The sequence below is a fragment of the Stenotrophomonas sp. SAU14A_NAIMI4_5 genome (assembly GCF_003086795.1).
Classification (GTDB): domain Bacteria; phylum Pseudomonadota; class Gammaproteobacteria; order Xanthomonadales; family Xanthomonadaceae; genus Stenotrophomonas.
In genome coordinates this window covers 4,408,421-4,433,917 of record NZ_CP026003.1, presented here as the reverse complement: position 1 = coordinate 4,433,917, position 25,497 = coordinate 4,408,421, and the positions used below count along the sequence as shown (strand labels likewise).

General features: G+C 68.3%; 26 protein-coding genes. 19 read left to right on the top strand and 7 right to left on the bottom strand.

Features of this window, described 5'->3' with window-relative positions:
• Window positions 1-51 precede the first annotated feature (51 nt).
• Window positions 52-1,647: an RNA repair transcriptional activator RtcR gene (gene rtcR / locus C1925_RS20290; RefSeq protein ID WP_108770472.1), complete on the bottom strand. Its 1,596-nt coding sequence runs from the start codon at window positions 1,645-1,647 to the stop codon at window positions 52-54.
• Window positions 1,648-1,834: 187 nt separating this feature from the next.
• Here rtcR and C1925_RS20285 point away from each other — a divergent pair, with 187 nt between their 5' ends.
• From C1925_RS20285 to C1925_RS20270, 4 genes are all read left to right on the top strand, one after another.
• Complete coding sequence (locus C1925_RS20285; protein WP_108770471.1) at window positions 1,835-3,382, top strand: VWA domain-containing protein; 1,548 nt, start codon at window positions 1,835-1,837, stop codon at window positions 3,380-3,382.
• Between the two features lie 396 nt (window positions 3,383-3,778).
• On the top strand, window positions 3,779-5,005 hold the full coding sequence (locus C1925_RS20280; RefSeq protein ID WP_108770470.1) for an RtcB family protein: 1,227 nt from the start codon (window positions 3,779-3,781) through the stop codon (window positions 5,003-5,005).
• 89 nt (window positions 5,006-5,094) lie between these two features.
• Window positions 5,095-6,105: an RNA 3'-terminal phosphate cyclase gene (rtcA, locus tag C1925_RS20275; protein WP_254051355.1), complete on the top strand. Its 1,011-nt coding sequence runs from the start codon at window positions 5,095-5,097 to the stop codon at window positions 6,103-6,105.
• A gap of 122 nt (window positions 6,106-6,227) precedes the next feature.
• Window positions 6,228-6,674, top strand: a complete 447-nt coding sequence (locus C1925_RS20270; protein ID WP_079224261.1) for a universal stress protein — start codon at window positions 6,228-6,230, stop codon at window positions 6,672-6,674.
• A gap of 107 nt (window positions 6,675-6,781) precedes the next feature.
• Here the strand turns inward: C1925_RS20270 and C1925_RS20265 are convergent, their stop codons facing one another.
• Window positions 6,782-7,225: an AraC family transcriptional regulator gene (locus C1925_RS20265; protein ID WP_108770468.1), complete on the bottom strand. Its 444-nt coding sequence runs from the start codon at window positions 7,223-7,225 to the stop codon at window positions 6,782-6,784.
• Window positions 7,226-7,363: 138 nt separating this feature from the next.
• Window positions 7,364-7,648 carry a DUF2782 domain-containing protein gene (locus C1925_RS20260; RefSeq protein ID WP_108770467.1) on the bottom strand — a complete coding sequence of 95 codons (285 nt, stop codon included), beginning with the start codon at window positions 7,646-7,648 and terminating at the stop codon, window positions 7,364-7,366.
• Between the two features lie 97 nt (window positions 7,649-7,745).
• Here C1925_RS20260 and polA point away from each other — a divergent pair, with 97 nt between their 5' ends.
• Complete coding sequence (polA, locus tag C1925_RS20255; RefSeq protein ID WP_108770466.1) at window positions 7,746-10,520, top strand: DNA polymerase I; 2,775 nt, start codon at window positions 7,746-7,748, stop codon at window positions 10,518-10,520.
• A gap of 314 nt (window positions 10,521-10,834) precedes the next feature.
• The gene (locus C1925_RS20250; RefSeq protein ID WP_108770465.1) at window positions 10,835-11,317 is read left to right on the top strand and encodes a YetF domain-containing protein; all 483 of its coding nucleotides are present in this window, start codon (window positions 10,835-10,837) and stop codon (window positions 11,315-11,317) included.
• Between the two features lie 96 nt (window positions 11,318-11,413).
• On the opposite strand, the gene hemF is transcribed toward C1925_RS20250, so the two are convergent.
• The 4 genes from hemF to C1925_RS20230 are packed head-to-tail and all read right to left on the bottom strand — an operon-like array spanning window position 11,414 to window position 15,728.
• Complete coding sequence (gene hemF / locus C1925_RS20245; protein ID WP_108770464.1) at window positions 11,414-12,310, bottom strand: oxygen-dependent coproporphyrinogen oxidase; 897 nt, start codon at window positions 12,308-12,310, stop codon at window positions 11,414-11,416.
• A gap of 55 nt (window positions 12,311-12,365) precedes the next feature.
• A complete protein-coding gene (locus C1925_RS20240) occupies window positions 12,366-12,926 on the bottom strand; it encodes a hypothetical protein (protein WP_108770463.1) in 561 nt (186 codons plus the stop codon).
• Between the two features lie 22 nt (window positions 12,927-12,948).
• Entirely contained in the window at window positions 12,949-13,365 is a 417-nt protein-coding gene (locus C1925_RS20235) for an NUDIX domain-containing protein (RefSeq protein WP_108770462.1), read from the bottom strand.
• A complete protein-coding gene (locus tag C1925_RS20230; protein WP_108770461.1) occupies window positions 13,362-15,728 on the bottom strand; it encodes a S9 family peptidase in 2,367 nt (788 codons plus the stop codon). The genes C1925_RS20235 and C1925_RS20230 overlap by 4 nt, the downstream gene beginning before the upstream one ends.
• A gap of 149 nt (window positions 15,729-15,877) precedes the next feature.
• Here C1925_RS20230 and C1925_RS20225 point away from each other — a divergent pair, with 149 nt between their 5' ends.
• The 13 genes from C1925_RS20225 (at window position 15,878) to C1925_RS20165 (ending at window position 25,496) form a co-directional block, all read left to right on the top strand.
• Window positions 15,878-16,321: a hypothetical protein gene (locus tag C1925_RS20225; protein ID WP_108770460.1), complete on the top strand. Its 444-nt coding sequence runs from the start codon at window positions 15,878-15,880 to the stop codon at window positions 16,319-16,321.
• A gap of 79 nt (window positions 16,322-16,400) precedes the next feature.
• Window positions 16,401-16,730: a hypothetical protein gene (locus tag C1925_RS20220; RefSeq protein WP_108770459.1), complete on the top strand. Its 330-nt coding sequence runs from the start codon at window positions 16,401-16,403 to the stop codon at window positions 16,728-16,730.
• 36 nt (window positions 16,731-16,766) lie between these two features.
• Window positions 16,767-17,411, top strand: a complete 645-nt coding sequence (locus tag C1925_RS20215) for a sigma-70 family RNA polymerase sigma factor (protein ID WP_108770458.1) — start codon at window positions 16,767-16,769, stop codon at window positions 17,409-17,411.
• A complete protein-coding gene (locus C1925_RS20210; protein ID WP_108770457.1) occupies window positions 17,408-17,623 on the top strand; it encodes a hypothetical protein in 216 nt (71 codons plus the stop codon). The genes C1925_RS20215 and C1925_RS20210 overlap by 4 nt, the downstream gene beginning before the upstream one ends.
• 181 nt (window positions 17,624-17,804) lie before the next feature.
• A complete protein-coding gene (locus C1925_RS20205; protein WP_108770456.1) occupies window positions 17,805-19,202 on the top strand; it encodes a cytochrome ubiquinol oxidase subunit I in 1,398 nt (465 codons plus the stop codon).
• A gap of 1 nt (window position 19,203) precedes the next feature.
• Window positions 19,204-20,217 carry a cytochrome d ubiquinol oxidase subunit II gene (cydB, locus tag C1925_RS20200; protein WP_108770455.1) on the top strand — a complete coding sequence of 338 codons (1,014 nt, stop codon included), beginning with the start codon at window positions 19,204-19,206 and terminating at the stop codon, window positions 20,215-20,217.
• Window positions 20,218-20,435: 218 nt separating this feature from the next.
• Window positions 20,436-21,179: a beta-ketoacyl synthase chain length factor gene (locus tag C1925_RS20195; protein WP_108770454.1), complete on the top strand. Its 744-nt coding sequence runs from the start codon at window positions 20,436-20,438 to the stop codon at window positions 21,177-21,179.
• Window positions 21,172-21,969, top strand: a complete 798-nt coding sequence (locus tag C1925_RS20190) for a lysophospholipid acyltransferase family protein (RefSeq protein ID WP_108770453.1) — start codon at window positions 21,172-21,174, stop codon at window positions 21,967-21,969. Before C1925_RS20195 ends, C1925_RS20190 begins: the two co-directional genes overlap by 8 nt.
• Window positions 21,956-22,213, top strand: a complete 258-nt coding sequence (locus C1925_RS20185) for a phosphopantetheine-binding protein (RefSeq protein ID WP_005411610.1) — start codon at window positions 21,956-21,958, stop codon at window positions 22,211-22,213. The genes C1925_RS20190 and C1925_RS20185 overlap by 14 nt, the downstream gene beginning before the upstream one ends.
• 16 nt (window positions 22,214-22,229) lie before the next feature.
• Window positions 22,230-22,487, top strand: a complete 258-nt coding sequence (locus C1925_RS20180; RefSeq protein ID WP_025878014.1) for an acyl carrier protein — start codon at window positions 22,230-22,232, stop codon at window positions 22,485-22,487.
• A gap of 22 nt (window positions 22,488-22,509) precedes the next feature.
• Window positions 22,510-23,061 (top strand): hypothetical protein, encoded by a 552-nt coding sequence (locus C1925_RS20175; protein ID WP_108770452.1) that lies wholly within the window; start codon window positions 22,510-22,512, stop codon window positions 23,059-23,061.
• The gene (locus C1925_RS20170; protein WP_108770451.1) at window positions 23,054-24,736 is read left to right on the top strand and encodes an AMP-binding protein; all 1,683 of its coding nucleotides are present in this window, start codon (window positions 23,054-23,056) and stop codon (window positions 24,734-24,736) included. The genes C1925_RS20175 and C1925_RS20170 overlap by 8 nt, the downstream gene beginning before the upstream one ends.
• Entirely contained in the window at window positions 24,726-25,496 is a 771-nt protein-coding gene (locus C1925_RS20165) for a glycosyltransferase family 2 protein (protein ID WP_108770450.1), read from the top strand. The genes C1925_RS20170 and C1925_RS20165 overlap by 11 nt, the downstream gene beginning before the upstream one ends.
• The last annotated feature ends 1 nt before the right edge of the window (window position 25,497 follow it).

The following is a 25,497-nucleotide window of genomic DNA, read 5'->3' as shown; positions in this document are numbered from 1 at the left end:
CATGCCGCGCGGCCAGCATGCGCCGCCGGCGGCCGTCGAGCAAGCTCGACGCTACCGTTCCACGGGGCCGCGCACCTGCTCCCAATCCAGTCCGAATTTCGCCAGGTACTTGCGCAGGCGGTCGGCATCGTTGGTGCTGGCACGCTGGGTGCGCGATACCGCGAACAGCTCGCGGCCGGCCGCAGACAGCGACTTCGAGCGCGCGCAGACCTGCACGACCTCCTCCAGCTGCACGCGGTCGAAGCGGTCCAGTTCATCCACGGCCGGGCCCAGCAACGCCTCCAGCGGTGACGGCGCCTGGCCGCCGCGCCATTGCTGGCGCAGGCGCGCGATCTCGTCGTCCACGCCCTCGGTCTGGATGCGCCCGGCGTTGGCCAGCGTCGCCAGGCGCATGATCGATGCACCCAGGTCGCGGAAATTGCCGCGCCAGGCGGCCTCGGCACTGGTGGCAAAGGCCAGGTAACGCGTGCGTGCCTCCACGTTGAAGCGCACCTGCGCGTGCTGCTGCTGCGACCAGCGCTGCAGCTCGAACTCGATGTTCGGCTCGATGTCCTCCCTGCGCTGGGCCAGGCCGGGCAGGTGGTAGGTCCACAGGTTCAGGCGCGCCAGCAGGTCTTCGCGGAAGCGGCCTTCCAGCACCGACTGCTGCAGGTCGCGGTTGGTGCCGGCAATCAGCTGGAATTCGCTTTCCACTTCGCGGTCGCTGCCCACCGGCAGGAAGCGCTTCTCTTCCAGCGCCCGCAGCAGCATGGCCTGTTCGTCCAGGCCCAGCTCGCCGATCTCATCCAGGAACAGCAGGCCCTGGTGGGCGGAACGCAGCAGGCCGGCACGGTCGGAGGAGGCGCCGGTGTAGGCGCCCTTGGTGTGGCCGAACAGCGTGCTCATCGCGCCGTCGCCACGCAGGGTGGCGCAGTTCACTTCGACGAAACGGCCGGGCAGCTGGTGCTTGAGCTTCTTCAGCTCGAACACGCGCTTGGCCAGCTGGCTCTTGCCGGCACCGGTGGGCCCCATCAGCAGCATCGGCGCGCGTGAGCGGGTGGCCACGGTTTCGATCTGCGCGATCATCGCGTTGAAGGCCGCGTTGCGCGTGGCGATGCCGCTCTTCAGCAGGTCGCGGTCCTGCAGCTGCTGCTGCGCGAAGCGCTGGGCGATGTGGTCGTAGCGCGACAGGTCCAGGTCGATGATGGCGTAGCTGCCGGCGGCGCCGTCCTGTTTGCGCGGCGGCGAGGTCTGCAGCAGGCGGCCGGGGAAATGCCGGCTCTCGGTCAGCAGGAACCAGCAGATCTGCGCCACGTGCGTGCCGGTGGTGATGTGGACGTAGTAGTCCTCCTCCTCCGGCTGGAACGGATAGCTGGCCAGGAAGTCGTGCAGCGTCGAGTAGACCCCTTCGAACTCCCAGGGATCGGCCAGGTAGGTGTCGTGCCGGCGCACGTCCATCTCCGGCGCCACCTGCTGCAGGTCCGCGCAGACCACGCGGGCCAGCTTGGCGTAGCGGCGTTCGTCCAGCAGCAGCTCGATGCGGTCGGGCAGGAAATCCTCGTGCATGCCCATCGACACCGTCGGCCGCCACTTCTCCCACCGGCCCGGGCCCTCGCCCGAATCGAGCTGGGTGCCAAGCATGCCGAAGACTACCTGTCGCCGTGACATATCCATTCCTATAAAAGACGCGCTTTAACTATATACGTGTTGGGGCGCCAGCAAGGCAGAACGTCACCTAAAAATAAGAAAAAGACACTAAAAACAATACGTTGAAAGAATGTGGCAAAAGTTGGCACGGCCATTGCTCTAGCCATCCCATGACACGAAGCGGGCTGTTCCCGCCGAGGACACCACGATGGCCAACCTGACGCTCTTCTCCACCCCGCGTGCCCCGGCGCTGCCGCCGGCCACCACCGTCAATGAAGCCGGTGGCCTGGCCTACCGCCGCGACCCGCGCGCTGCCCTGGCCCTGTACGCGGCCACCGGCTGCCTCAACAACACCTTCTACAGCGATGCCCAGGCACAGCTGCAGCACGTGCTGGCGCTGACCGCGCAGGTCGAGCCGCGCTTCATTGCCCGCACGGCGGTCTATGCCCGCCAGGTGGCGCACATGAAGGACATGCCGGCACTGCTGGCGGCCGTGCTCAGCGTGCGTGACCCGGAAGCCTTCGCCCAGGTGTTCCCGCGGGTGGTCGACAACGGCCGCCAGCTGCGCACCTTCGTGCAGATCATGCGCAGCGGCCAGGTCGGCCGCCGTTCGCTGGGGTCGCTGCCGAAGCGTCTGGTGCGCGAGTGGATCCAGCAGGCATCGGCGGAAACCCTGGTGCGTGCGGCTATCGGCCAGCAGCCGTCGCTGGCCGACCTGATCCGCATGGTGCACCCGAAGCCGGCCAACGCCGAGCGCAAGGCGCTGTATGCGTGGATCGTCGGCCGGCCGTACGACGAAGCGCAGCTGCCGGCACTGGTGCAGGCCTACGAGGCGTTCAAGCGTGACCCGCGTGGACTGCCGCCGGACCTGCCGTTCCAGTACTTCAGCACGCTGCCGCTGGATGCGGCGCAGTGGTCGGCGCTGGCGCGCAATGCGTCGTGGCAGTCGATGCGGATGAACCTCAACACGTTCGCCCGCAACGGCGTGTTCGAAGACCCGGCGATGGTGTCGGCGATCGCAGCGCGGCTGCGTGATCCGGCCCAGGTGCGCCGCGCCCGGGTGCTGCCGTACCAGCTGCTGATGGCCTACCAGGCCAGCGCCAGCCTGCCGCAGCAGATTCCCGAAGCGTTGCAGGACGCGATGGAAACGGCCACGGCGCAGGTACCGGTGCTGCCGGGCCGGGTGGTGGTGGCGGTGGACGTATCGGGTTCCATGCAGTGGCCGGTGACCGGCTACCGCAAGGGCGCCAGTTCGGCGGTGCGCTGCGTGGACGTGGCGGCGCTGATCGCGGCCTGCGTGCTGCGCGGCCAGCCGCTGGCCACGGTGCTGCCGTTCGACACCGAGGTGCGCCCGGTGCGGTTGAACCCGCGCGACAGCGTGATGACGTTGGCGGCGCAGCTGGCGATCAATGGCGGTGGTACCTCGGTCAGTGCACCGCTCGAATACCTCAACCGTCGCCGCGAGCAGGTCGACCTGGTGGTGCTGGTGTCGGACAACGAGAGCTGGCGTGACACCCGCAAGGGCGGCGTGACGGCCACGATGCAGGCCTGGGACGTGCTGAAGCAGCGTTGCCCGCAGGCGCGGCTGGTGTGCATCGACCTGCAGCCGGTGGCCAGCAGCCAGACCGTGCAGCGCGAGGACGTGCTGCACATCGGCGGCTTCAGCGATGCGGTGTTCGACCTGCTGGCGCAGTTCGCGCAGGCGCCGGGCGATGGCAGCGGCTGGGTCGAGCGCATCGAGGACATGCCGTTGTAAACACGATGTTGGACGGCGGCAAGGATGTCGCCAGGGACCGCCCGGCTGGCAATGGGGCCAGCCGGGCAGGACCAGGAATTGAAGTTTCAACGCCGGCACTGCGAATGCCGGAGGAACTACAGCCTTCTAAGCTCCGTGTCGCGGGTTCGAGCCCCGCCCGCTGCGGCAACGCAGCGGTAGCTCAGTGGTAGAGCAGGATGTTCCTCCACCCCTCGTCGTGCTGCCGGCACCTTCGCTTTCGTTGCGCGGGGAATGCAGGCCGAACTACATCGGAAACCCTTCGGGGGCGGGTTCAAGTCCCGGCCGGCTGCCACGGCAACGTGGCAGGCGGAGCGTTCGGCCACCTTTGTCACCGCACTTTTTTTTTTTATGTATTGGATGAAAGGAAACATCACCATGACCACTGTGAACCATGACGTGATCCAGCAGCCGGGCGCTGCACCCATCAAGCTGTGGACGCGCGGCGTGCCGCTGGAAGACCAGGCACGCGAACAGCTGCAGAACATCGCCAGGCTGCCGTTCATCCACAAGTGGATCGCGGTGATGCCCGACGTGCACCTGGGCAAGGGTGCAACCGTGGGGTCGGTGGTGCCGACCGTCGGCGCGATCATTCCCGCCGCGGTGGGCGTGGACATCGGCTGCGGCATGATGGCCGTGCGCACCACGCTGGATGCCAGCGACCTGCCGGACAACCTGTCGGCGGTGCGCAGCGCGATCGAGCGGGCGGTGCCGCACGGCCGCAGCGTGACCCGTGGCGGCCGTGACAAGGGCAGCTGGGACACGCCGCCGGAGCTGGCCATCGAAGGCTGGAAGCAGCTGGTCGATGACTTCGCGCTGATCTGCGAGCGCCACCCGCGCCTGAAGAACACCAACAACCTCAAGCACCTGGGTACCCTTGGCACCGGCAACCACTTCGTCGAAGTCTGCCTGGACCAGGACCAGCGCGTGTGGTTCATGCTGCACTCCGGCTCGCGCGGCGTGGGCAATGCCATCGGCACCTACTTCATCGAACTGGCCAAGCAGGAAATGCGCCGCTGGATGATCAACCTGCCCGACCAGGACCTGGCCTACCTGCCCGAGGGCAGCCAGCACTACGGTGACTATGTGTTCGCGGTGGAATGGGCGCAGCGTTTTGCCCGCATGAACCGCGAGGTGATGATGCGCAACGTGGTGGCGGCCGTGCGTACGGTCATCAGCAAGCCGTTCGAGGCCCAGGCCGAGGCGGTGAACTGCCACCACAACTACGTCAACCGCGAGGTGCACTTCGGCAAGGAAGTGATGCTGACCCGCAAGGGCGCGGTGAGCGCGCGCAAGGGCGAGCTGGGCATCATTCCCGGCAGCATGGGCGCCAAGAGCTTCATCGTGCGCGGGCTGGGCAACGAGGACAGCTTCCACAGCTGCAGCCACGGCGCCGGCCGCGTGATGAGCCGTACACAGGCGCGCAAGCTGATCACCGTGGACGAGCACGCCAGGGCCACCGCGCACGTGGAATGCCGCAAGGATGCGGACGTGGTGGATGAATCGCCGGCGGCCTACAAGCCGATCGAGGCGGTGATGGAAGCCCAGCGTGATCTGGTCGAGATCATGCACACGCTGCGCCAGGTGGTGTGCGTGAAGGGATGAAGCGGGCCGCGCGCGACGTACACTGCGTCGCGCGCGGCAGGACGGCCTGCAGACCAGACCGCAGGCATGGAGGAACGGAACAGATGGACATGATCGAACTTGATGGCGGGCACGGCGGCGGACAGCTGCTGCGCTCGGCCCTGACCCTGAGCCTGTGCACCGGCATCGGCTTCACCCTGCAGAACATCCGCGCGATCCGCCGCAAGCCCGGGCTGATGCGCCAGCACCTGACTGCGGTGAATGCCGCCGCACAGGTCGGCAACGCCTGCACCCACGGTGCAGCGCTGGGCGCTACGTCGCTGCGCTTCGAGCCGGGCGTGATCAGCGCCGGCGACTACCACTTCGCCACCGGCAGTGCCGGCTCGGCCACCCTGGTGCTGCAGACCGTGCTGCCGGCGCTGTGGCGCGCGCAGGGGCCTTCGCGCCTGCGCCTGGAAGGCGGCACCCACAATCCGTTGGCACCCAGCGCCGACTTCATCGCCGACAGCTACCTGCCGTCACTGGCACGGATGGGTGTGCAGGCCTCGATGCAGCTGCTGCAGCATGGCTTCCACCCGGCCGGTGGCGGCGTGATCGAACTGCAGGTGCAGCCGTGTGCCGCGTTGCAGGCGCCGTGCATGGAACAGCGCCCGGCACTGGAGTCGATGCAGGCGCAGGTGGTGATGTCGGGCCTGTCCAGCAGCATCGGCCTGCGCGAACTGCAGGTGCTGGCCGATGAACTGGGCATCGATCCGCATCCGCGGCACGTGCAGTCGGTGCGGCCGGCGCTGGGCCCGGGCAATGTAGCGATGGTGCGCGTGCGCCATGGCGACCACGTGGAAGTGTTCGATGGCCACGGCGAGCGTGGCGTGTCGGCCGAGCGGGTCGGCGCGCGCCTGGCCGGCCAGGTCCGCACCTATCTCTCCGGTGGCGCCTGGGTGGGCGAGTACCTGTCCGACCAGCTGCTGCTGCCGATGGCGCTGGCCGGCGGGGGCAGCTTCACCACCCACGTCATCAGCGACCACCTGGCCAGCAACGCGCGCCTGACCGAAAAGTTCCTGCCGGTGGAGTTCGACTGGCAGCCGCACGAGGGCGGCTGGCGGGTGACCGTCAAGGCCTGAACGCGCCGCCGGGCATGCCCCGGCGCTACCGGGGCACGGATTGATCCTGCTCAAGGCGCGGCCTGCACATCAGGTGTGCAATGGTGGTGTTCCCAACTGGCACCCCGCCAAGGAGGCCCACCATGTACACCCGCATCCTGATCGCCACCGACGGCTCCGAGCTGTCCGACAAGGGCCTGGCCAAGGGCCTGGAGCTGGCCAAGGATCTCAATGCCGAGGTCGATATCGTTACGGTCTCCGAGCCGTGGGCGGTGGGCATGTATGACGCCATGGGCTGGAGCGTGGGCTACATGAACAGCCCGGAGTACAAGGCCGACCGCGAGGAGGGCGCGCAGAAGGTGCTGCAGCCGGCGCTGGCCAAGGCCGCCGAGCAGGGCATCCGTGCCAATCCCATCCATGTGCTGGACCGCTACGCCGCCGATGGCATCATCGAGACGGCCGGCGAGCGCAACAGCGATCTGATCGTGATGACCTCGCATGGCCGCCGTGGCGTGACCCGCGTGCTGCTGGGCAGCCAGACCGCCGAAGTGCTGGCGCGCAGCACCCTGCCGGTGCTGGTCATCCGCTGATCGATACCTGCGGGCTCAAGCGTTCCCGGGGAGGGGACCCGGCGCCGGCACGCAGGACGCGTGCCGGCGCCACCTTCCCGCCCCGCCGATGGCGGCAACATGCCCGCTCAGGACAGCAGCGACCCCCGTGCGCGCTGCCTGCAGGCGAGCCGCCAATCGGCCGGCGACATGCCGAACTGCGCCAGGAACGCGCGCTGGAACTGGCGCTCTGACGCGAATCCGACTTCATACAGCAACCAGGTGAGACGGCAGCCCGGATCACGCGCCAGATGGCGGTGCGCCAGCCAGGCCCGGCACTCGCGGATATAACGCGCCACCCCGCCGTGGGCCTGGAACAGCCGGTAGACCGTGGAGCGGGACATCCCGAAGGCCTCGCAGATCATCTGCTCGCCCAGTTCGCTCTCACCCAGGTGGTCGTCGATGTAATCAAGGATGCGCAGCAGGCGCGGGTCGGCCGTGCCGTTGCGGCTGATGCGCGCGCGCGCGTTGCTGCGGCGCAGGTCGGCGGCGAGGGATGCAACCAGCGATGGGGTTGCCGGTTCGAGGTTCATGGCAGCGCGATCCCGGCCCACTTGCGGGGCCTGTCATGGGATCAACCGGAAGATCCGGCGCGAACCTATCACCGGCCTGTGGGGGCCGGCCGGGGGTCGGATCCCTTTCCGCAGGAAAGAGCTCTGACCCCCCGCCCATCACCAGCTGTAGAGCTTCCAGTAGACCGGCGAGACGCCGTCCTTGTCGTTGTCCATGCGGCCATCGCCGTTCTTGTCGTACATGTAGAACGGTGCGCCGCGCGACGGGGTCACCTTGACCATGCGCAGCTGGCCGGACACGCGGTATTCCTCGATGACATCACCGTTGTCCATGGTGCGGCTGGACACTTCGGCGCCCTTCACGTCCACCGGGGGAGCGCCTGCACCACCCATGCTGGCGCAGCCAGCAAGCAGCAGCAGGGAAGCCAGCATCAGGGTCTTCATCGGCAGGGCCTTCGCATCGATCGGAGCCTGATTATGCCCCATGGATGCGTCGCCGCCGTGTCGCCGCGGTGCAGGCAGGGGCGCGTAGAATCGTCGCATGAGCAGATTAGTCCTGATCGACGGGTCCAGTTACCTGTACCGCGCGTTCCACGCGCTGCCGCCCCTGTCCAATGCACAGGGCGAGCCCACCGGCGCGCTGTTCGGCGTGGTCAACATGCTGCGCTCGACGCTGAAGGAGCGACCAGCCTACGTCGCCTTCGTCGTCGACGCGCCGGGCAAGACCTTCCGCGACGACCTGTACGACCAGTACAAGGCCAACCGCCCGCCGATGCCCGATGACCTGCGCAGCCAGGTCGAGCCGATGTGCCGCATCGTCGAAGCGCTGGGCATCAGCATTCTGCGCATCCCCGGCGTGGAAGCCGACGATGTGATCGGCACGCTGGCCCTGCAGGGCGTGGCGCAGGACCTGAAGGTGACCATTTCCACCGGTGACAAGGACTTTGCCCAGCTGGTGCGTCCGGGCATCGAGCTGGTCAACACCATGACCGGCAGCCGGATGGATTCCGACGCCGCGGTGATGGACAAGTTCGGCGTGCGCGCCGACCAGATCATCGACCTGCTGGCGCTGATGGGCGACACCGTGGACAACGTGCCCGGCGTGGAGAAGTGCGGCCCGAAGACCGCCGCCAAGTGGCTGGCCGAATACCAGCACCTGGACGGCGTCATCGCCGCCGCCCCGACCATGAAGGGCAAGATCGGCGAGAACCTGCGCGCGGCGCTGGAGCGCCTGCCGCTGAACCGCGAGCTGGTGACCATCCGCACCGACGTCGAGCTGGATGCATCGCCGACAACCCTGGCCCTGCGCGAGCAGGACGTGCCGGTGCTGACCGAGCTGTACGCCCGCTACGGCTTCACCCAGGCGCTGAAGGAGCTGGGCGGCCCGCTGCCGGCGCCGGCAGGCGCCAGCGAAGCCACCCCGAGCCTGCGTGGCACCGCCGCCGGTTTTGCCCGTGGCAGTGCCGAGGCAGCGCCATCGGCTGAACTCGACCCGGCGCTGTCCGCGCCTGGTGAATACGAAACCGTGCTGACCAGCGAACAGCTGCAGGCCTGGGTCGAGCGTGTGCAGCAGGCCGACCTGATCAGCTTCGATACCGAGACCGATGCGCTGGACGCGATGCGTGCACGCCTGGTCGGCGTCAGCCTGGCGGTGGAGCCGGGCAAGGCGGCCTATATCCCGGTCGGCCACGATTACCCCGGTGCGCCGGCGCAGCTGCCGCTGCAGCAGGTGCTGGACGCGCTGCGCCCGGTGCTGCAGGACCCGTCGAAGAAGAAACTGGGCCAGCACGGCAAGTACGACCTGCATGTGCTGCGCCGCCATGGCGTGGACGTGCAGGGCTACCACGACGACACCATGCTCGAGAGCTTCGTGCTCAATTCCACTGCCACCCGCCACGACATGGATTCGCTGGCCCTGCGTTACCTGGGCTACAACACCATCAAGTTCGAGGACGTGGCCGGCAAGGGCGCCAAGCAGATCCCGTTCTCGCAGGTGGGCATCGACGAAGCCAGCCGCTATGCGGCCGAGGACGCCGACATCACCCTGCGCCTGCACCACGCGCTGCAGCCGCAGCTGCTGGCCGAGCCGGCGCTGGACAGCGTGTACCGCGACATCGAGATGCCGCTGGTGCCGGTGCTGACCCGCATCGAAGCCAACGGCGTGCGCATCGACACCGATGAGCTGCGCCGGCAGAGCCACGATCTGTCCTCGCGCATGCTGGCCGCGCAGCAGAAGGCCACCGAGCTGGCCGGGCGCAGCTTCAACCTGGATTCGCCCAAGCAGCTGCAGGCGGTGCTGTTCGACGAGCTGAAGCTGCCGGCGGTGGTGAAGACCCCGAAGGGCCAGCCCAGCACGAATGAAGAGGCGCTGGAGGCGATTGCCGACCAGCACGAGCTGCCGCGGGTGATCCTCGATTACCGCGGCCTGGCCAAGCTGCGCAGCACCTACACCGACAAGCTGCCGGAGATGGTCAACCCGGACACCGGCCGGGTGCACACCAGCTACCACCAGTCCGGTGCGGCCACCGGCCGCCTGTCCTCGTCCGACCCGAACCTGCAGAACATCCCGATCCGTACCGAGGATGGCCGCCGCATCCGCCGTGCCTTCGTGGCGCCGGAAGGCTTCCAGCTTCTGGCGGCCGACTATTCGCAGATCGAGCTGCGGATCATGGCCCACCTGTCCGAGGACCCGGGCCTGGTGCGCGCCTTCGAGCAGGGCGCCGACGTCCACCGTGCCACCGCCGCCGAGGTGTTCGGGCGCACGCTGGAAGAGGTGACGCCCAACGAGCGCCGCGCCGCCAAGGCCATCAACTTCGGCCTGATGTACGGCATGAGCGCCTTCGGCCTGGCCCGCAACCTGGGCATCGACCGTGGCCAGGCGCAGGATTATGTCGCGCTGTATTTCAGCCGTTATCCTGGCGTGCGCGACTTCATGGAGCGGATGCGCCAGCAGGCGCGTGACCAGGGCTACGTGGAAACCCTGTTCGGCCGCCGCCTGTATCTGAATGACATCCACGCGCGCAACCAGGGCCTGCGTGCCGGTGCCGAGCGCGCGGCGATCAATGCGCCGATGCAGGGCACCGCGGCGGACATCATCAAGCGGGCGATGGTCTCGGTGGACCAGTGGCTGCACGACAGCGGCGCCCCGGCGCGGATGATCCTGCAGGTACACGATGAACTGGTGTTCGAAAGCGAGGCCGGTTTCACCGAGGAACTGCGTAAAAACGTGATCGAGCGCATGTCGCAAGCGGCCAAATTGCGGGTTCCGCTGGAGGTCGATACCGGCGTTGGGGTTAACTGGGACGAGGCGCACTGATTCGCATTCAGGCTAATAACGCCATGAATCGTTCATTTGTCCGGTTTTTCTGACTCGAAGATGAATGTTTCCGGCGGGGGCCCACAATAAATTGGGTCCCTTCACGAACCGTTAGTGTTCGGGGTGTTTCTATAACTCTCGACAGGCGCAACGCCTGTTGTGGATCTCTCCCATCCCCTGGAGCAGATCTCGGAACGGGGGCTCCTCCCCAAGCGCCCGTTCCCCGGCCCCGTTGACCTCCCCCTGGTCAGCGGGGCTTTTTATTTGTGCCTCGCTGCGCCACGCTGGGGCATCGCTTCGCAGGGGAAACCACAATGCCCGATCTGTTCGCACTGGCGATGCCGTGGTGGGAATTCGTCCTGCGCGCGGTGGTGGTCTATGTCGTCGTGCTGGGCATGGTCCGGCTGGGCGGCAAGCGCGCGCTGGGGCAGATCACCCCGTTCGATGTGCTGCTGATCGTGCTGCTGGGCAACGCGGTGCAGAACGCATTGCTGGGCACCGACACGTCGCTGGGCGGCGGCCTGCTGCTGGCCGCCACGCTGATCCTGCTGAACTACGGCGTGGGCTGGCTGACCACGCGCAGCCGGCGCATGGAACGCATGATTGAAGGCGAGCCGGTGGTGATCGCCCGCGACGGGCGCCTGCTGGCGGCGGTGCTGCGTCGTGAGCTGGTCAGCACCGCGGACTTCGACGCCGCGCTGCGCCAGCAGGGTTGCCTGCGGGTAGAGGATGTCGAACTGGCGCTGCTGGAAACCACCGGCCACATCACGATCATTCCGCGGCAGAAATCCGCGTAACGCCGAAAGCAGCCGAGCGTGGGCTCGGCTCTACACTGCAGAGATCCGTGTAGAGCCGAGCCCACGCTCGGCTGCCTTTCGCATGGCGCTACAGGCTCACACCCAGTCGCGCGGCACCAGGTAATCGGCCAGGCGCGCCTCGGCGCTGCCGGCTTCGGGGCTGAACCCATATTCCCAGCGCACCCGCGGCGGCAGGCTCATCAGGATGCTCTCGCTGCGGCCGCCACTCTGCAGGCCGAACAGCGTGCCGCGGTCGTAGACCAGGTTGAACTCCACGTAGCGGCCGCGACGGTACAGCTGGAACTCGCGCTCGCGTTCGCCATGCACCGTGTCCTTGCGCTGCTGCACGATCGGCAGGTAGGCCTCGAGGAAGCCGTCGCCGACCGCGCGCAGGTACTCGAAGTCGCGCTCGAAATCGCCGTGCAGGTCATCGAAGAACAGGCCGCCGACGCCGCGCGTTTCATTGCGGTGGCGCAGGAAGAAGTACTCGTCGCACCAGCGCTTGTGCGCGGCGTAGCGCTCCTCGCCGAACGGCGCGCACAGGTCATGGGCCACCTGGTGCCAGTGCTGCACGTCCTCATCGAAGGGATAGAACGGGGTCAGGTCGAAGCCACCGCCGAACCAGCTGGCCACCACTTCGCCATCGCGCTGCGCCTGGAAGAAGCGCACGTTGGCGTGGGTGGTCGGCACGTAGGGGTTGAGCGGGTGGAACACCAGCGACACGCCAGTGGCGCGCCAGGAGGCGCCGGCCAGCTCCGGCCGGTTGGCCGAGGCCGACGGCGGCAGGCGGCTGCCGGACACATCGGAGAAGCCGATGCCGGCCTGCTCGAACACCGCACCGTCGCGCAGCACGCGGGTACGCCCGCCACCGCCCTCGGCCCGCTGCCACAGGTCTTCCTGGAAGCGGGCCTGGCCGTCGGCGGCTTCAATGGCCGCACAGATACGGTCCTGCAGGTCGGTGAGGTAGGCGCGGACGCGCTCGAAATCGTTCATGGCGCGTACTTTACCGCAGGGCCCGTGCTGTTCCGCAGCACGGCGGCCGCGCAGATCAGCGGAAGCGCGCGCGGATGTCCGGCCGCAGCAGGCGCCAGGCCAGCCAACCCTGCAGGCCAAGGATCACTATCGAACCACCGAACGTGGTGGCTGACATCAGAAGGCGCTGCACCTGCATCTCGCTGCGGGTAGCAGCATCGTCCACGTGGGCGATCATCTCCGCTACGACGGCGTCCAGCCACCCGGCCAGGACCAGATTGGCCAGCCCGGACAGCACCAGCAGCCAGACGTAGCTCCACAAGCCCCAGCGCCGCTGCCGGTACAGGCCCCAACTGGCCAGCGTGGAAGGCACGCAGCCAGCCGACAGCCACAGGCTGGCTGCAACCGGCTCCCGCAGGAGCCACAGTACGCTGGACGGGAGCGATTTCTCTTCTGCGGCGGCGACCATAACCTGCCATGGTCCGCTGCCGCTCAGCGCCCACAGCGCCAAGGTCTGCAGCAGGCACCAGACAAGCACCAGTGCGCAGACCAGCAGGGAAGCGATCGCCAGCGGACGGACGAAATCGTTGCGTGCGAACGCACGGGCCGCGGGCAATGTGGGGGGAGACGATGACATCCGATGTCCTTGGCTGCGGGTCTCAGAGCGTGCAGAAGCGCGCTACTGCCGGCAGGATATGGTGTTCGCTCAGGGGTGCCAAGCGCAGGCCGTGCGGCGGCCGCAGCGGCACCCAGGCCAGCTCGGCGATCTCGGCGCGTGCGGTCGGTATGCCCGCGACCTGCACCCACCAGGCCTGCGCCTGCACGCGGTGGCCGGGTTCGTTCACCGCCCAGTCCTCGAAACGGCCCAGGGCAACCGCGCTGGCGGCATCGAGCTGCACGCCCAGCTCCTCGTCCAGCTCGCGGGCCAGCGCCTGCAACGGCGCTTCGCCCGCCTCGGGCTTGCCGCCGGGCTGGATGAAGCGGTCGGCGCCGTGCTTGCGCACCACCAGCGCCCGGCCGCGGTCATCCAGGATGACCGCGGCCACGATCTGGATCGTGGCCGCGGCGTTGCTCACTTCAGCGTGGTCTCGAACAGCTTGAGGATGCGCTTGTACTGGTCCAGCCAGGAGTCGGCACGGATGTAGCCGTGGCGTTCCAGCGGGTACGGGGCGATCGACCAGTTGTCCTTGTGCAGCTCGATCAGGCGCTGGGTCAGGTGCACCGAGTCCTGGAAGAACACGTTGTCATCCATCATGCCGTGGGCGATCAGCAGGTTGTCCTGCAGGTTCTGCGCGTACTCGATGGGCGAGGACGTGCGGTACGCCTCCGGGTCGATGTCCGGGGTGTTGAGGATGTTGCTGGTGTAGGCGTGGTTGTAGTTCTGCCAATCCAGCACCGGGCGCAGCGCGGCACCGGCCTTGAACGTGCCCGGCGAACGGAACAGCGCCATGAAGGTCATGAAGCCGCCGTAGGAACCGCCGTAGATGCCGGCGTGGTCGCGGTCACCCTGCTGGGTGTCGACCAGCCAGTCCAGGCCGTCCTTGTAGTCTTCCAGTTCCGGGTGGCCCATGTTGCGGTAGATCGCCGTACGCCAGTCGCGGCCGTAGCCCTCGCTGCCGCGGTAATCCATGTCCAGCACGATGTAGCCCTTTTCCACCAGCAGGTTGTGGAACATCTGCTCGCGGAAGTAGGCCGGGTAGCGCTGGTGCACGTTCTGCAGGTAGCCGGCACCGTGCACGAACATCACGATCGGGTACTTCCTGCCCGGCTCCTTGTGCTCGGGCTCGTAGTACTTGGCCCAGACCACGCCGGCACCGTGCTTGGACGGCACCGCCACCAGCTTCGGCTGGATCCACTCGCGCGCCTTGTACTCGGCGGTGCGGGTGTCGGTCAGCACGCGCGCCTGGCCACCGGCGCTCGGCACCACGGCCAGCTGGGTCGGCAGGTAGGCGGCCGAGTAGCGCACCAGCAGCTGCTGGCCATCGGGCGACAGCGAGAAGTCTTCCACGCCATTGAGGCTGGTCAGCTCGCGTACCTGGCGGTTGCCGGTGTCGACCGCGCAGACTTCATAGTCGTGCGGCGCCTGCTGGTTGCACAGGAAGTAGAAGCCCTTGCCGTCGGCCGACAGCACCGGCGCGGAGGTTTCCCACTTGCCGCTGGTCAGCGTCTGCGGCTTGGCCGAACCGGCCTGGGTGTACAGGTGCGAGAAGCCGGACTCTTCGGAAAGCAGCCACAGGGTGCGGCCATCGGCCATCCAGCCGAAATCGTTGAAGCCCCAGTTGATCCAGGCGTTGTCGGTCAGGCGGTGGCGGGTCTGCACGCGGCCGTCGCTGCCGATGCTGACGATCCAGCGGTCCTTGTTGTCGTTGGCGCGCAGCATCACCGCGGCCAGCTGACCATCGGCGCTCCAGCGCATGCCGCCGCCCATGAAGTCGCTCATCACCTGCACGCTGCGGTCGCCCTTCAGCGGGTCCTTGCCGGCCTTGCGGCGCAGCTCGGCCAGCGGGTCGGTGCCGATACCCGGCAGGCCCGACAGCGAGAGCTTCTCGGCCTTGCCGGTGCGCACGTCCACGTACCACAGGGTGTGCGGCTCGAAGCCGTTGCGGCCGACGCGGGTGCGGGTGTCCTCGCTTTCCTCATAGCCGGATTCGGTCACGTACAGCGGCATCTTGCTGGTGCGGCCGTCGTCGAAGTCCTTCGGCTTGGTCACCACGATCAGGTGGCCCAGGTCCGGCGACAGCAGGCTGTCGGCGATCTCCACGTCGGCGCCCAGGTAGATCGGGGCCGCCGCGCGGGTCGGGTCAGCCTGGCGCCAGCGCTGGTCCTGGTCCTTCAGCGCCTCACGCTGGTCGCGGTCGCGGCGCAGGGTTTCCAGGGTACGCAGCTGCTGGTCGCGCAGCAGGTCGTCCTTGGGCTTGCTGGCCGGGTCCTTGTCGGCCTTCAGGCTGGCCACCTGCTGCACGCCGCTGGCGGCGGTCCAGTGGAACCAGTTCTGGCCCACGCGCCAGATCACGCCGTTGTCGGCGGCGAAGTTCACGCCGGCGGCGCGCTCGTTGCTGCGGGTCAGCTGGGTCAGCGCGCCGCTGCGCAGGTCGCGCACGAACACATCGCCGTTGCGGACGAAGGCGCTGCGGCTGCGGCTGCGGTCGTAGACCGGCTCGGCCACGTCCAGGGTGCCGCGCTGGTCATCGGCCACCTGCGCGGCGGCGCCACCGGCCAGCGGCTGGCGGAAGGTGTCGCGCACCGGGCTGCCGCTGCGCTTGAGCTGGTACTCGACCTGCTGGCTGTTCCAGGACCACCAGGCCTTCTCGACCGGCGGACCGATCCAGTCCGGGTCGGCCATGGCCTGTTCGATGGTGATCGGCGTCGGCGCAGCATGCGCGGCCGGTGCGGCCAGCACGGCCGACAGCAGGAGGGACAGGGGCAGCACTCGGGACATGGGCTCACGGCACCAGATGAGGAAACCGGGCAAGGGTAGCAGCCGCCCGGGCCGGGGGAGGGGGCCACAGGTCATGCAGACCGCTTGGGCAAAGGCGCTGCAGGGCCTCGCGTGGCGCATGATGGGCGCCTGATCCGGACGGAACCGACGTGTACCCTTACGACTACCGCATTTCCCTGGTGGTGCAGCACCCCGTGTGCTCCAGCGCCGACATTGCGGCCCGGCTGGGGTTGGAACGCGGGTTCTTCCGGGATGTGGGCACCGACCTGCTTGACGGTGATGGTCACTTGATCCGGGTACATGGCTTCACCCGGGTGAGCTTTGAACTGGCCGCTGGCAAGGACGGCTGGCTGATGGACGCCTGGCCCCAGGTGGTCGAAATCCTGCAGGCGCGGCTGGGGGTGATCCAGGCATTGAACCAGGAAGGCGCCGAAATCGGCCTGCGCATCGCCGTGTTCGGCAAGCAGGCCTGGGCCGGGTTCGTGCTGGACGACGCGCTGGTAAAGCTGATGGCCGACCTGCGGCTGGGCTTCCATGTGGAAACCTACTTTCCCGATCCGCCGGCCGACCCCGGGACCGACGACGACGCCTGAAATCTGCACTGCAACCGGTGACCGGCCTCAAGCATCCAATCTCCTGAACCCGCATCATTCACCGGACAGGAGCACGACCATGCAGGAACTCATCCCGATCACCCTCTTCATCTGCATCGCCTACGCGATCCATGCCGTCGCCGATGCGCGTGCACGCAGCAAGTTGGTCGCCCCGCACGTGCCGGAGGAGGTGATCCGCTCGCTGGCCGGGCTGGAAGAAGAGCGCCGCCGCCAGGGCGCGCTGCGCTGGGGCATCAGCCTGGTCTGCCTGGCCCTGGCCATGGCCCTGCTGGAAGCCATCGGCGCCCGCGAGCTGACCTTCGGAGCCGCCGCCGCGCTGGCCGGCAGTGCCGGCCTCGGCCAGCTGCTGGCGTGGCACTTCACCCGTCCCGCCGTCCGCAAGGGCTGACCGGCGCATGCCACGGGCGCCCGGAGTGCATTGCGCATGAGCCTGCTGGGCGGTGCCTTGGCCGCACTGCGCGGGCGTCGTCGCGACGCCCCCGTGGAGGCACCGGCTGGGTGGGAGGACGACCGCGCGCTGGTGGTTGCCATCATCGATGGCTCGCAGACGGCGTTCGCGCAGCTGGTGCAGGCCCATCAACGCACCTGTGCGCACGTGATCGGGCGCATGGTCGGCGACCGTGACCAGGTCGCCGACCTGCTGCAGGAGACCTTCCTGGCGGTGTTCCGCCAGCTGCACCGGTTCCGTTTCGAATCCTCGCTGCGCACCTGGGTATCGCGGGTGGCCTACACCACCGCGCTGCAGCACCTGCGCCGCCGCCGGCTGGAAATGCAGTGGATGGTGGCGGTGGAGGTGCCCGAGGAACTGGGCATCGGCGACGAGGGGCCCGGCCCGGCCGAGCTGAGCGAGGCGCTGCAGGCTGGACGCCAGCTCGGCGCGGCGCTGGAACGGCTGACCCCGCCGCAGCGCCTGATCGTGGGCCTGCACTACCTGGAGGATTTCGATCTGGTCGAGATCGAACAGGTGACCGGGCTGGCGCGCGGTACCATCAAGAGCCACCTGTTCCGCGCGCGGCAGACCCTGAAACAGGAGCTGACGCGACGCGCCACCGCCGGAGAGCTGCTGTGAGCGAAGCCAACGACCCCCGCGATGCCGATGCGCGCGCGCTGTCGCAGGCGCTGCGCGAGCAGGAACGGCAGGCGCCGGTGCCGGATGTGAGCGAGGCGCTGCAGCGGCGGCTGCAGGCGGAAACGCGCGACAGTGGCGCGCTGTATCTGGTGGTGCAGGTGCTGTTGTTCGGCGCGCTGCTGGCTGCGGCGGCCTGGTATTTCTGGCACTGACAGCCCCCCGCCGGGCATGGCCCGGCGCTACCGCGGCCGATTCCAGGGTAGCGCCGGTCCATGCCCGGCGGCTTCCGCCCTGCGACATAGTGAAGCAGCGCGTCACCCGGTCGCATCCCGGCTTAACCAAATCCTCCTAAAGTGGTCCGGTATCCCACCCGTACCCGGCAGGAGGCGTCCCTTGGACGCGTTGTTGTTGTCTCGGATCCAGTTCGGATTCGTCATCAGTTTCCACGTGCTGTTCCCCGCCTTCACCATCGGCACGGCCAGCTGGCTGGCCTTCATCGAGTGGCGCTGGCTGCGCACGAAACTGCCCGTGTGGCGCGACCTGTATTTCTTCTGGCAGAAGATCTTCGCCGTGTCCTTCGGCATGGGCGTGGTCAGCGGCATCGTCATGGCCTTCCAGTTCGGCACCAACTGGCCGCGGCTGAGCGAGGTGGCCGGCACGGTCATCGGCCCGCTGCTGACCTATGAAGTGCTGACCGCGTTCTTCCTCGAAGCCAGCTTCCTCGGCGTGATGATGTTCGGCTGGGGCCGGGTATCGCCGCGCCTGCATTTCCTGTCCACCTGCATGGTGGCGCTGGGCACGCTGTTTTCCACCTTCTGGATCCTGTCGTCCAACAGCTGGCTGCACACGCCGGCCGGCTACGAAATGATCAACGGCATCGTGCACCCGGTGGACTGGTGGCAGGTGGTGTTCAACCCATCCTTCCCGTACCGCCTGGCGCACATGGCGCTGGGTTCGTTCATCACCACCTGTTTCGTGATCGGTGGCGTGGGCGCGTGGTACCTGCGCAAGGGCACGCACGTCGAAGCGGGCCGGCGCATGCTGGTCGCGGCGGTGGCGTTTGCCGCGCTGACCGTGCCGGTGCAGATCTTCGTCGGCGACATGCACGGACTGAACACGCTGAAGCACCAGCCGATGAAGATCGCGGCGGTGGAAGCGCACTGGCATGAAAGCAAGGCCGGCGAGGGCGTGCCGCTGGTGGTGTTCGCCCTGCCGAACGAAAAGGAAGAGCGCAACGATTTCGAAGTGGCCATCCCCAAGCTGGGCAGCGTGATCCTGACCCACTCGCTGGACGGCACCTTCGATCCGCTCACGTCCGTGCCAGCCAGCGAACGGCCGCCGGTGACGCCGGTGTTCTTCGCCTTCCGCATCATGGTCGGGCTGGGCACGCTGATGCTGCTGCTGGCCTGGGTCTCGGCGGTGCAGCTGTGGCGGAAGAAGCTGCTGCAGTCACCCTGGCTGCTGCGCGGCTGGAACTGGATGCTGCCCAGCGGCTTCATCGCGCTGGTATCCGGCTGGTTCGTCACCGAGATGGGGCGCCAGCCGTGGGTGGTCTACGGCGTGCTGCGCACCGCCGATGCGGTGGGCCCGCAGAGTGCGTGGATGACCGCGCTGTCGCTGGCGGTGTACGTGGTCGGCTATGCCTTCGTGTTCGGCTGGGGCATCTGGTACCTGGTGAAGATCCTGCGCCACGGTCCGCAGCCCTATGTGGAAGGGCCGTCGCTGGACCATGGCAGCCACACCCCGGCGCGGCCGTTGTCGGCCGCCGACGAACCGCTGGAGGAGCGCTGACATGGACCTGATGACCTGGCTGCCGGTGGCGTGGTTCGCGGTGATCGGCTTTGGCGTGCTGATGTACGTGGTGCTGGACGGCTTCGTGCTCGGCATCGGCATCCTCGCCCCGTTCGCCGAGGACGAGGAACAGCTGGACCTGATGATGAACACCGCCGCGCCCATCTGGGACGGCAACGAGACGTGGCTGGTGCTGGGCGGTGCCGGCCTGCTGGCCGCGTTCCCCAAGGCGTATGCGGTGCTGCTGTCGGCGCTGTACCTGCCAGTGCTGCTGCTGGTGGTGGCGCTGGTGTTCCGTGGCGTGGCCTTCGAATTCCGCTTCAAGGCGCACCGCTCGCGCCGGCTGTGGAGCGTGGCCTTCGGCCTGGGCTCGCTGCTGGCGACCTTCGCCCAGGGTGTCATCCTGGGCACGCTGGTGCAGGGCATCCCGCTGGTCGATGGCCGCTTCAGCGGCGGCGCGTTCACCTGGTTCAGCCCGTTCGCGATGCTGACCGGTGCGGCGCTGGTGGCCGGCTACGCGCTGCTGGGCAGCACTTGGCTGATCCTGAAGACCGAGGGCCGCGTGCAGGCGCTGGCGCGGCAGATGACCCGGCCGCTGGTGGCGGCGGTGATCGCGGCGATGGGCCTGGTCAGCAGCTGGCTGCCGTTCCTCGATTCGCGGCTGATGGATCGCTGGTTCAGTGACGGCAACTTCTGGTGGCTGTCGCCGGTGCCGCTATTGACCTTGGCGGTGGCCGCCGCGCTGTGGCGCAGCGCCACCCATCCGCGTCGCGACCTGCCGCCGTTCCTGCTCAGCCTGGCCCTGTTCGTGCTCGGCTTCGCTGGCCTGGTGCTGGGCATGTGGCCCTACCTGCTGCCGCCGTCGATGACGCTGTGGCAGGCCGCGGCACCGGCCTCGTCGCTGGGCTTCACCCTGGTGGGCCTGGTGGTGCTGCTGCCGGTCATCCTTGGCTACACCGCCTGGTCGTACCGGGTGTTCCGCGGCAAGGTGCGCGCCGACGCCGGCTACCACTGAAGCAGGTGAACGGGGAGCGGCCGGTGACCGCTCCCCGTTTCGGTTTGTGAAACATGTATTCCCTGCGCGGGACGTGCTAGCGTTCGCACCTTTCCGGCCGCCAGGGGGGCTGCCGGCGACGTCCTGGACGGACGCACGGCTGCAGGAATGGGGGGCCGCCGCGCGTCGCCATGCTGTTGGCCCGTGCCTGTCTTCCGCCCATCCAAACATCACCGGTAATGATCGAATTTTCCGTTGTCGACTGGGCCGCCTGGGCGCCTGGACTGACAGAACGTAACCAATGGATGGGCTGGGCCGACGCGCCGTTCCTGCCGCAGGGCGAGGGCACGCCGTCGTTGGCCGAAGTGCCGGCCATGCAGCGCCGCCGCATCGAGCGCCTCGGCCGCATGGCCATCCAGGCCGCGTGCTGGTGTGAAGACGCGCAGGGCGCCGACAGCGACGTGCCGCTGGTGTTCGCCAGCCGCCACGGGGACGTGGCCCGTTCGATGGAGCTGCTCGGCTCGTTGATCGCCGCCGAGCCGCTCTCGCCCACCGGTTTTGGCCTGTCGGTGCACAACGCCATCGCCGCCCTCTATTCGATCGCCCGCGGCCATCGTGGCAACTACCTGGCGCTGGCCGCTCGGCAGGCGACCGTGGAAGCCGCCTGCCTGGAGGCCGCCGGCCTTCTGGCCGATGGCGCCAAGGAAGTGCGGGTGGTGATGTATGAGTCACCTTTGCCGGACATTTTCAGCGAATTCGCCGACGAACCCGACCCGTTCTTCGCCTGGTGCTGGCGCCTGGCGCCGTCTGGCACCGCCGGCACCGGCCTGCGCCTGGCCTGGGAACCCGCCGCCGATACGGGCAGCACCGCACCGGGCCTGCTGCCGCATGCGCTGGATCTGCACCGCTTCCTGCTGTCATCGGCCCCCACGCTGGAACACGTGACCGAGGGCCAGCGCTGGTGCTGGAGCCGCCATGGCTGAAGCCCTGCGCCGTCTTGACCACGCCTGGCGGGTCTTCGGTACCGGCCTGAGCTTCGCCGCATTCGGCGTGGGCGGGCTGCTGCTGGGCGTGTTCGTGATGCCGGTGCTGCTGTTGATGCGCGACCCGGTCGCGCGCCAGCGGCGGGCGCGGCGGCTGGTGCAGGCGGCGTTTGCCAGCCATGTGTGGCTGATGTGCCGGCTGGGCTTGATGACCCTGCAGGTCGAGGGCCGCGAGCGCCTGCAGCGCGATGGCCTGCTGGTGCTGGCCAACCACCCGACCCTGATCGATGTGGTCTGCCTGATCGCGCTGCTGCCCAACGCCGACTGCGTGGTCAAGCGCGCGGTGGCCTGCAACCCGTTCATGCGTGGCCCGGTCCGCGCCGCCGGCTACATCGCCAATGACGATGGCGCCGGCCTGGTCGATGACTGCGTGGCGGCCGTGCATGCCGGCGGCACCCTGGTCATTTTCCCGGAAGGAACGCGCACCGTGCCGGGGCAGCCGCTGCGGCTGCAGCGCGGTGCCGCCAACATCGCCGTGCGTGGGCGGCTGGACATCACACCGGTGCGTATCAGCTGCACGCCGGCGACGCTGACCAAGGGCCAGAAGTGGTATCGTGTGCCCTCACGTCGTTTTCACGTTCAGCTGCAGATCGGCGAAGATATCGCCATCGCGCCCTTTCTGGACGAAGATGACGCGTCAAGGGGGGATGCCTTGGCGGCCCGTCGCGTCACCGACCACCTCACTCGTTATTTCGACCTGTCTGGAGATCCGACCCGTGCAAGCACTTGAGCACGAGATCAAGGAATTGATCATTTCCTCGCTTTCGCTGGAGGACATCACGCCGGAGGACATCGATCCGACCGCGCCGCTGTTCGTGGAAGGCCTTGGCCTCGATTCGATCGACGCCCTGGAACTGGGCCTGGCCCTGCAGAAGAAGTACGGTGTCAGCCTCTCGGCCGACTCGGAAGAAACCCGTCGCCATTTCTCCAGCGTGCGCGCGCTCGGCGAGTTCGTCGCCGCCCGCCAGTCGTAAGGCGCCAGGAACTGCCATGACCAAGAATGAACTCTTCGAGCGCATCGTCCGCATCCTGACCGACAGCTTCGAGATCGAACCTGCCCGGATCAGCCCGGAGTCGCGCCTGTATGACGATCTGGACATCGACAGCATCGATGCCGTCGACCTGATCGTGCAGCTCAAGCCGCTGCTGGGCCGCAACCTGCAGCCGGAAGCCTTCAAGGCCGTGCGCACCGTGCAGGACATCGTCGATGTCGTGCATGGCCTGCTGCCTGGCCAGGCAGCCGCCTGACCGCAGCCAGGGAATCCCGACCATGGCACGTGCACGCATGGTCGTGGTGGCAGCGCTTTCGCTCGCCTATCCGGTGCTGGTCTACGCGGCCATGGGCCGCTTCGAGCCACGCTGGCTGTCGCTGCTGCTGTTCGGCCTGGCCCTGCTGCGTGCGCTGAGCACCCGGCAACCGCTGTGGTGGGCCGCCGCGGCCGGTGCCGGCCTGCTGGCCGGGCTGGCCACCGTGCTCAACCAGGCCCTGCCACTGAAGCTGTACCCGGCGCTGGTGAACGTGGTGATGCTGGCGGTGTTCGCCACCAGCCTGCGTTTCGGCCCGCCGCTGGTGGAGCGCCTGGCGCGCCTGCAGGAGCCGGACCTGCCGGACTTCGCGGTAGCCTATACCCGTCGCGTCACCCAAGTGTGGTGCGGCTTTTTTGTTCTCAACGGTGGCCTGGCCCTGTTCACCGCGCTGTACGCGTCGGACCGGGTCTGGATGCTCTACAACGGATTGTTGGCGTACGTGATGATGGGAGTGTTGTTCGCAGGCGAATGGCTGGTGCGGCGTCGGGTCAAGGCGGCCCATGCCAATGGCTGACTGGATCGCCCTGGACCGGTTGCTGGTCGACGCGCAGCCCGGCCGTGACATCGGCCTCTGCGAAGGCGTCGCCCTGGACCACAGCGCCTTCCGCCTGCGCGCGCTGGCCTGGCGTGATGCGTTCGCCGCCGCCGAAGGCCGCGACTGGGCGCTGTATTTCGACGATGCGATTGCCTTTGCCGCGGCCCTGTTCGGTGCCTGGCACGCCGGCAAACGCGTGTTCCTCGCCGCCGACAACCTGCCGGCCACGCTGCAGGCGCTGCAGCCGCAGGTCAGTGGCTTCGCCGGCGATGTCCCGGCCGACTACCGCCCGTTGACGCCGGCCGTGGCGGCCGAGGGTGTGCTGCAGGTGCTGGACGAGCGCGCCTGCGAACTGTGCGTGTTCACCTCCGGCAGCACCGGCCAGCCCAGCGCGATCAACAAGCGCATGGACCAGCTGGCGCGCGAAGTCGATGCGCTGCAGGCCGCCTTCGGCGCCCGGCTCGACGGCGTGCAGGTGCACGGCACGGTCTCGCACCAGCACATCTACGGCCTGCTGTTCCGCGTGCTGTGGCCGCTGGCCGCGGGCCGCCAGATCCAGCCGCGGCGCTTCTTCCATGAAGACCTGGTCGGCACCCTGGCCGGCGCCGACAGCGTGCTGGTCGCGACCCCGGCACACCTGAAGCGCCTGCCCGAACAGCTCGACTGGGCCAGCCTGCACGGCCGCCTGCATGCGGTGTTCTCCTCCGGCGGCCCGCTGCCGGAAGAGGCCGCGCGGCAGGTGCGGCAGTGGCTGGGCGTGGCCCCCACCGAGGTGTACGGCAGCAGCGAGACCGGCGGCATCGCCTGGCGCCGCTGGGAGACCGACATGCCACCGTGGCAGCCGCTGCCGGGCGTGCAGTGGCGCATCGATGACGGCTGCCTCGCGGTGGCCTCGGCGCACCTGGACAGCAGTGACTGGTGGCGCACCCAGGACCGCGTGGAGGCACTGGCCGATGGCCGCTTCCGCCTGCTCGGCCGCGCCGACCGCATCGTCAAGATCGAAGAACGCCGGGTCTCGCTGGACGCGCTGGAACGCGCGCTGCGCGATGACCCGGACGTGGAGGACGTGCGCGTGCTGGTGCTGTCCGGCCAGCGCGAACAGCTGGCGGCGGTGGTGGTGCCGGCCGATCCGGCGCAGGTGACCGCCGGCGATGCCGCGCGCCGCGCCTTCGGCCTGCGCCTCGGTGCGCGCCTGGCGCAGGGCCACGATGCGGTCACCCGCCCGCGTCGCTGGCGGCTGGTCGAAGCGCTGCCCATCAACGCGCAGGGCAAGGTCACCCAGGCCGCGCTGGCGGCGTTGTTCCAACCGCTGATGCCGGTGCCGCAGTGGGACCATCGCGGCGCAACGGCCGCGACCCTGCGTGTCACCCTGGATGCCTCGCTGCGCGCGTTCCAGGGACACTTCCCGCAGGCGGCGATCCTGCCTGGCGTGGCCCAGCTGGACTGGGCGATGCGCTTCGCCCGCCAGGCCTTCGCGCTGCCGCGCGGTTTCGTGCGGATGGAGGCGGTGAAGTTCCAGCACGTGGCCCGCCCCGGCGACGAACTGACCCTGCAGCTGGACTGGGATGCCGAACGCGGCGTGCTGACGTTCCGCTACACCTCCCTGCATGGCACGCACGCCAGCGGCAAGGTGGTCCTGACCGATGCGCGCTGACGCCGTGGTGGCCGGTGGCGCCTTCGCGCCGCTGGTGGTCATTCCCGTGTACGACCATGAGCATGCCATCGGCGCCGTGGTGGACGGCGTGCAGGCCGCCGGCCTGCCATGCCTGCTGGTCGACGATGGCTCGCGTGCATCGTGCGCCGAGGTGCTGCAGGTGCTGGCGCAACGCGATGGGGTCGACCTGCTGCGGCTGGACGTGAACCAGGGCAAGGGTGGGGCGATGCTGGCCGGCTTCGCCGAAGCCGCGCGCCGCGGCCACAGCCACGTGCTGCAGATCGATGCCGACGGCCAGCACGATACGGGCGACCTGCCGCGTTTCATCGCCGCCGCACGGGCGCGGCCGGACGCGGTGATCTGCGGCATTCCTGCCTACGATGCCAGCGTGCCCAAGGCCCGCCTGTATGGCCGCTATGCCACCCATGTCTGGGTCTGGATCAACACGCTGTCGCTGCACCTGCGCGACACCATGTGCGGCTTCCGGGTCTACCCGCTGCCGCCGGTGCTGCGCCTGATCGGTGAGGAAACCATCGGCCGGCGCATGGATTTCGATACCGAAGTGATGGTGCGGCTGTACTGGCGGCAGCTGCCGGTGGAGCACCTGGCCACCCGCGTGACCTATCCGGCCGACGGCGTTTCGCACTTCGACGTGTGGCGCGACAACGTGCGCATCAGCCGCATGCACACCCGCCTGTTCTTCGGCATGCTGCCGCGCGCGCCGCGCCTGCTGTGGCGCCGCCTGCAGGGGCAGGGTTGAG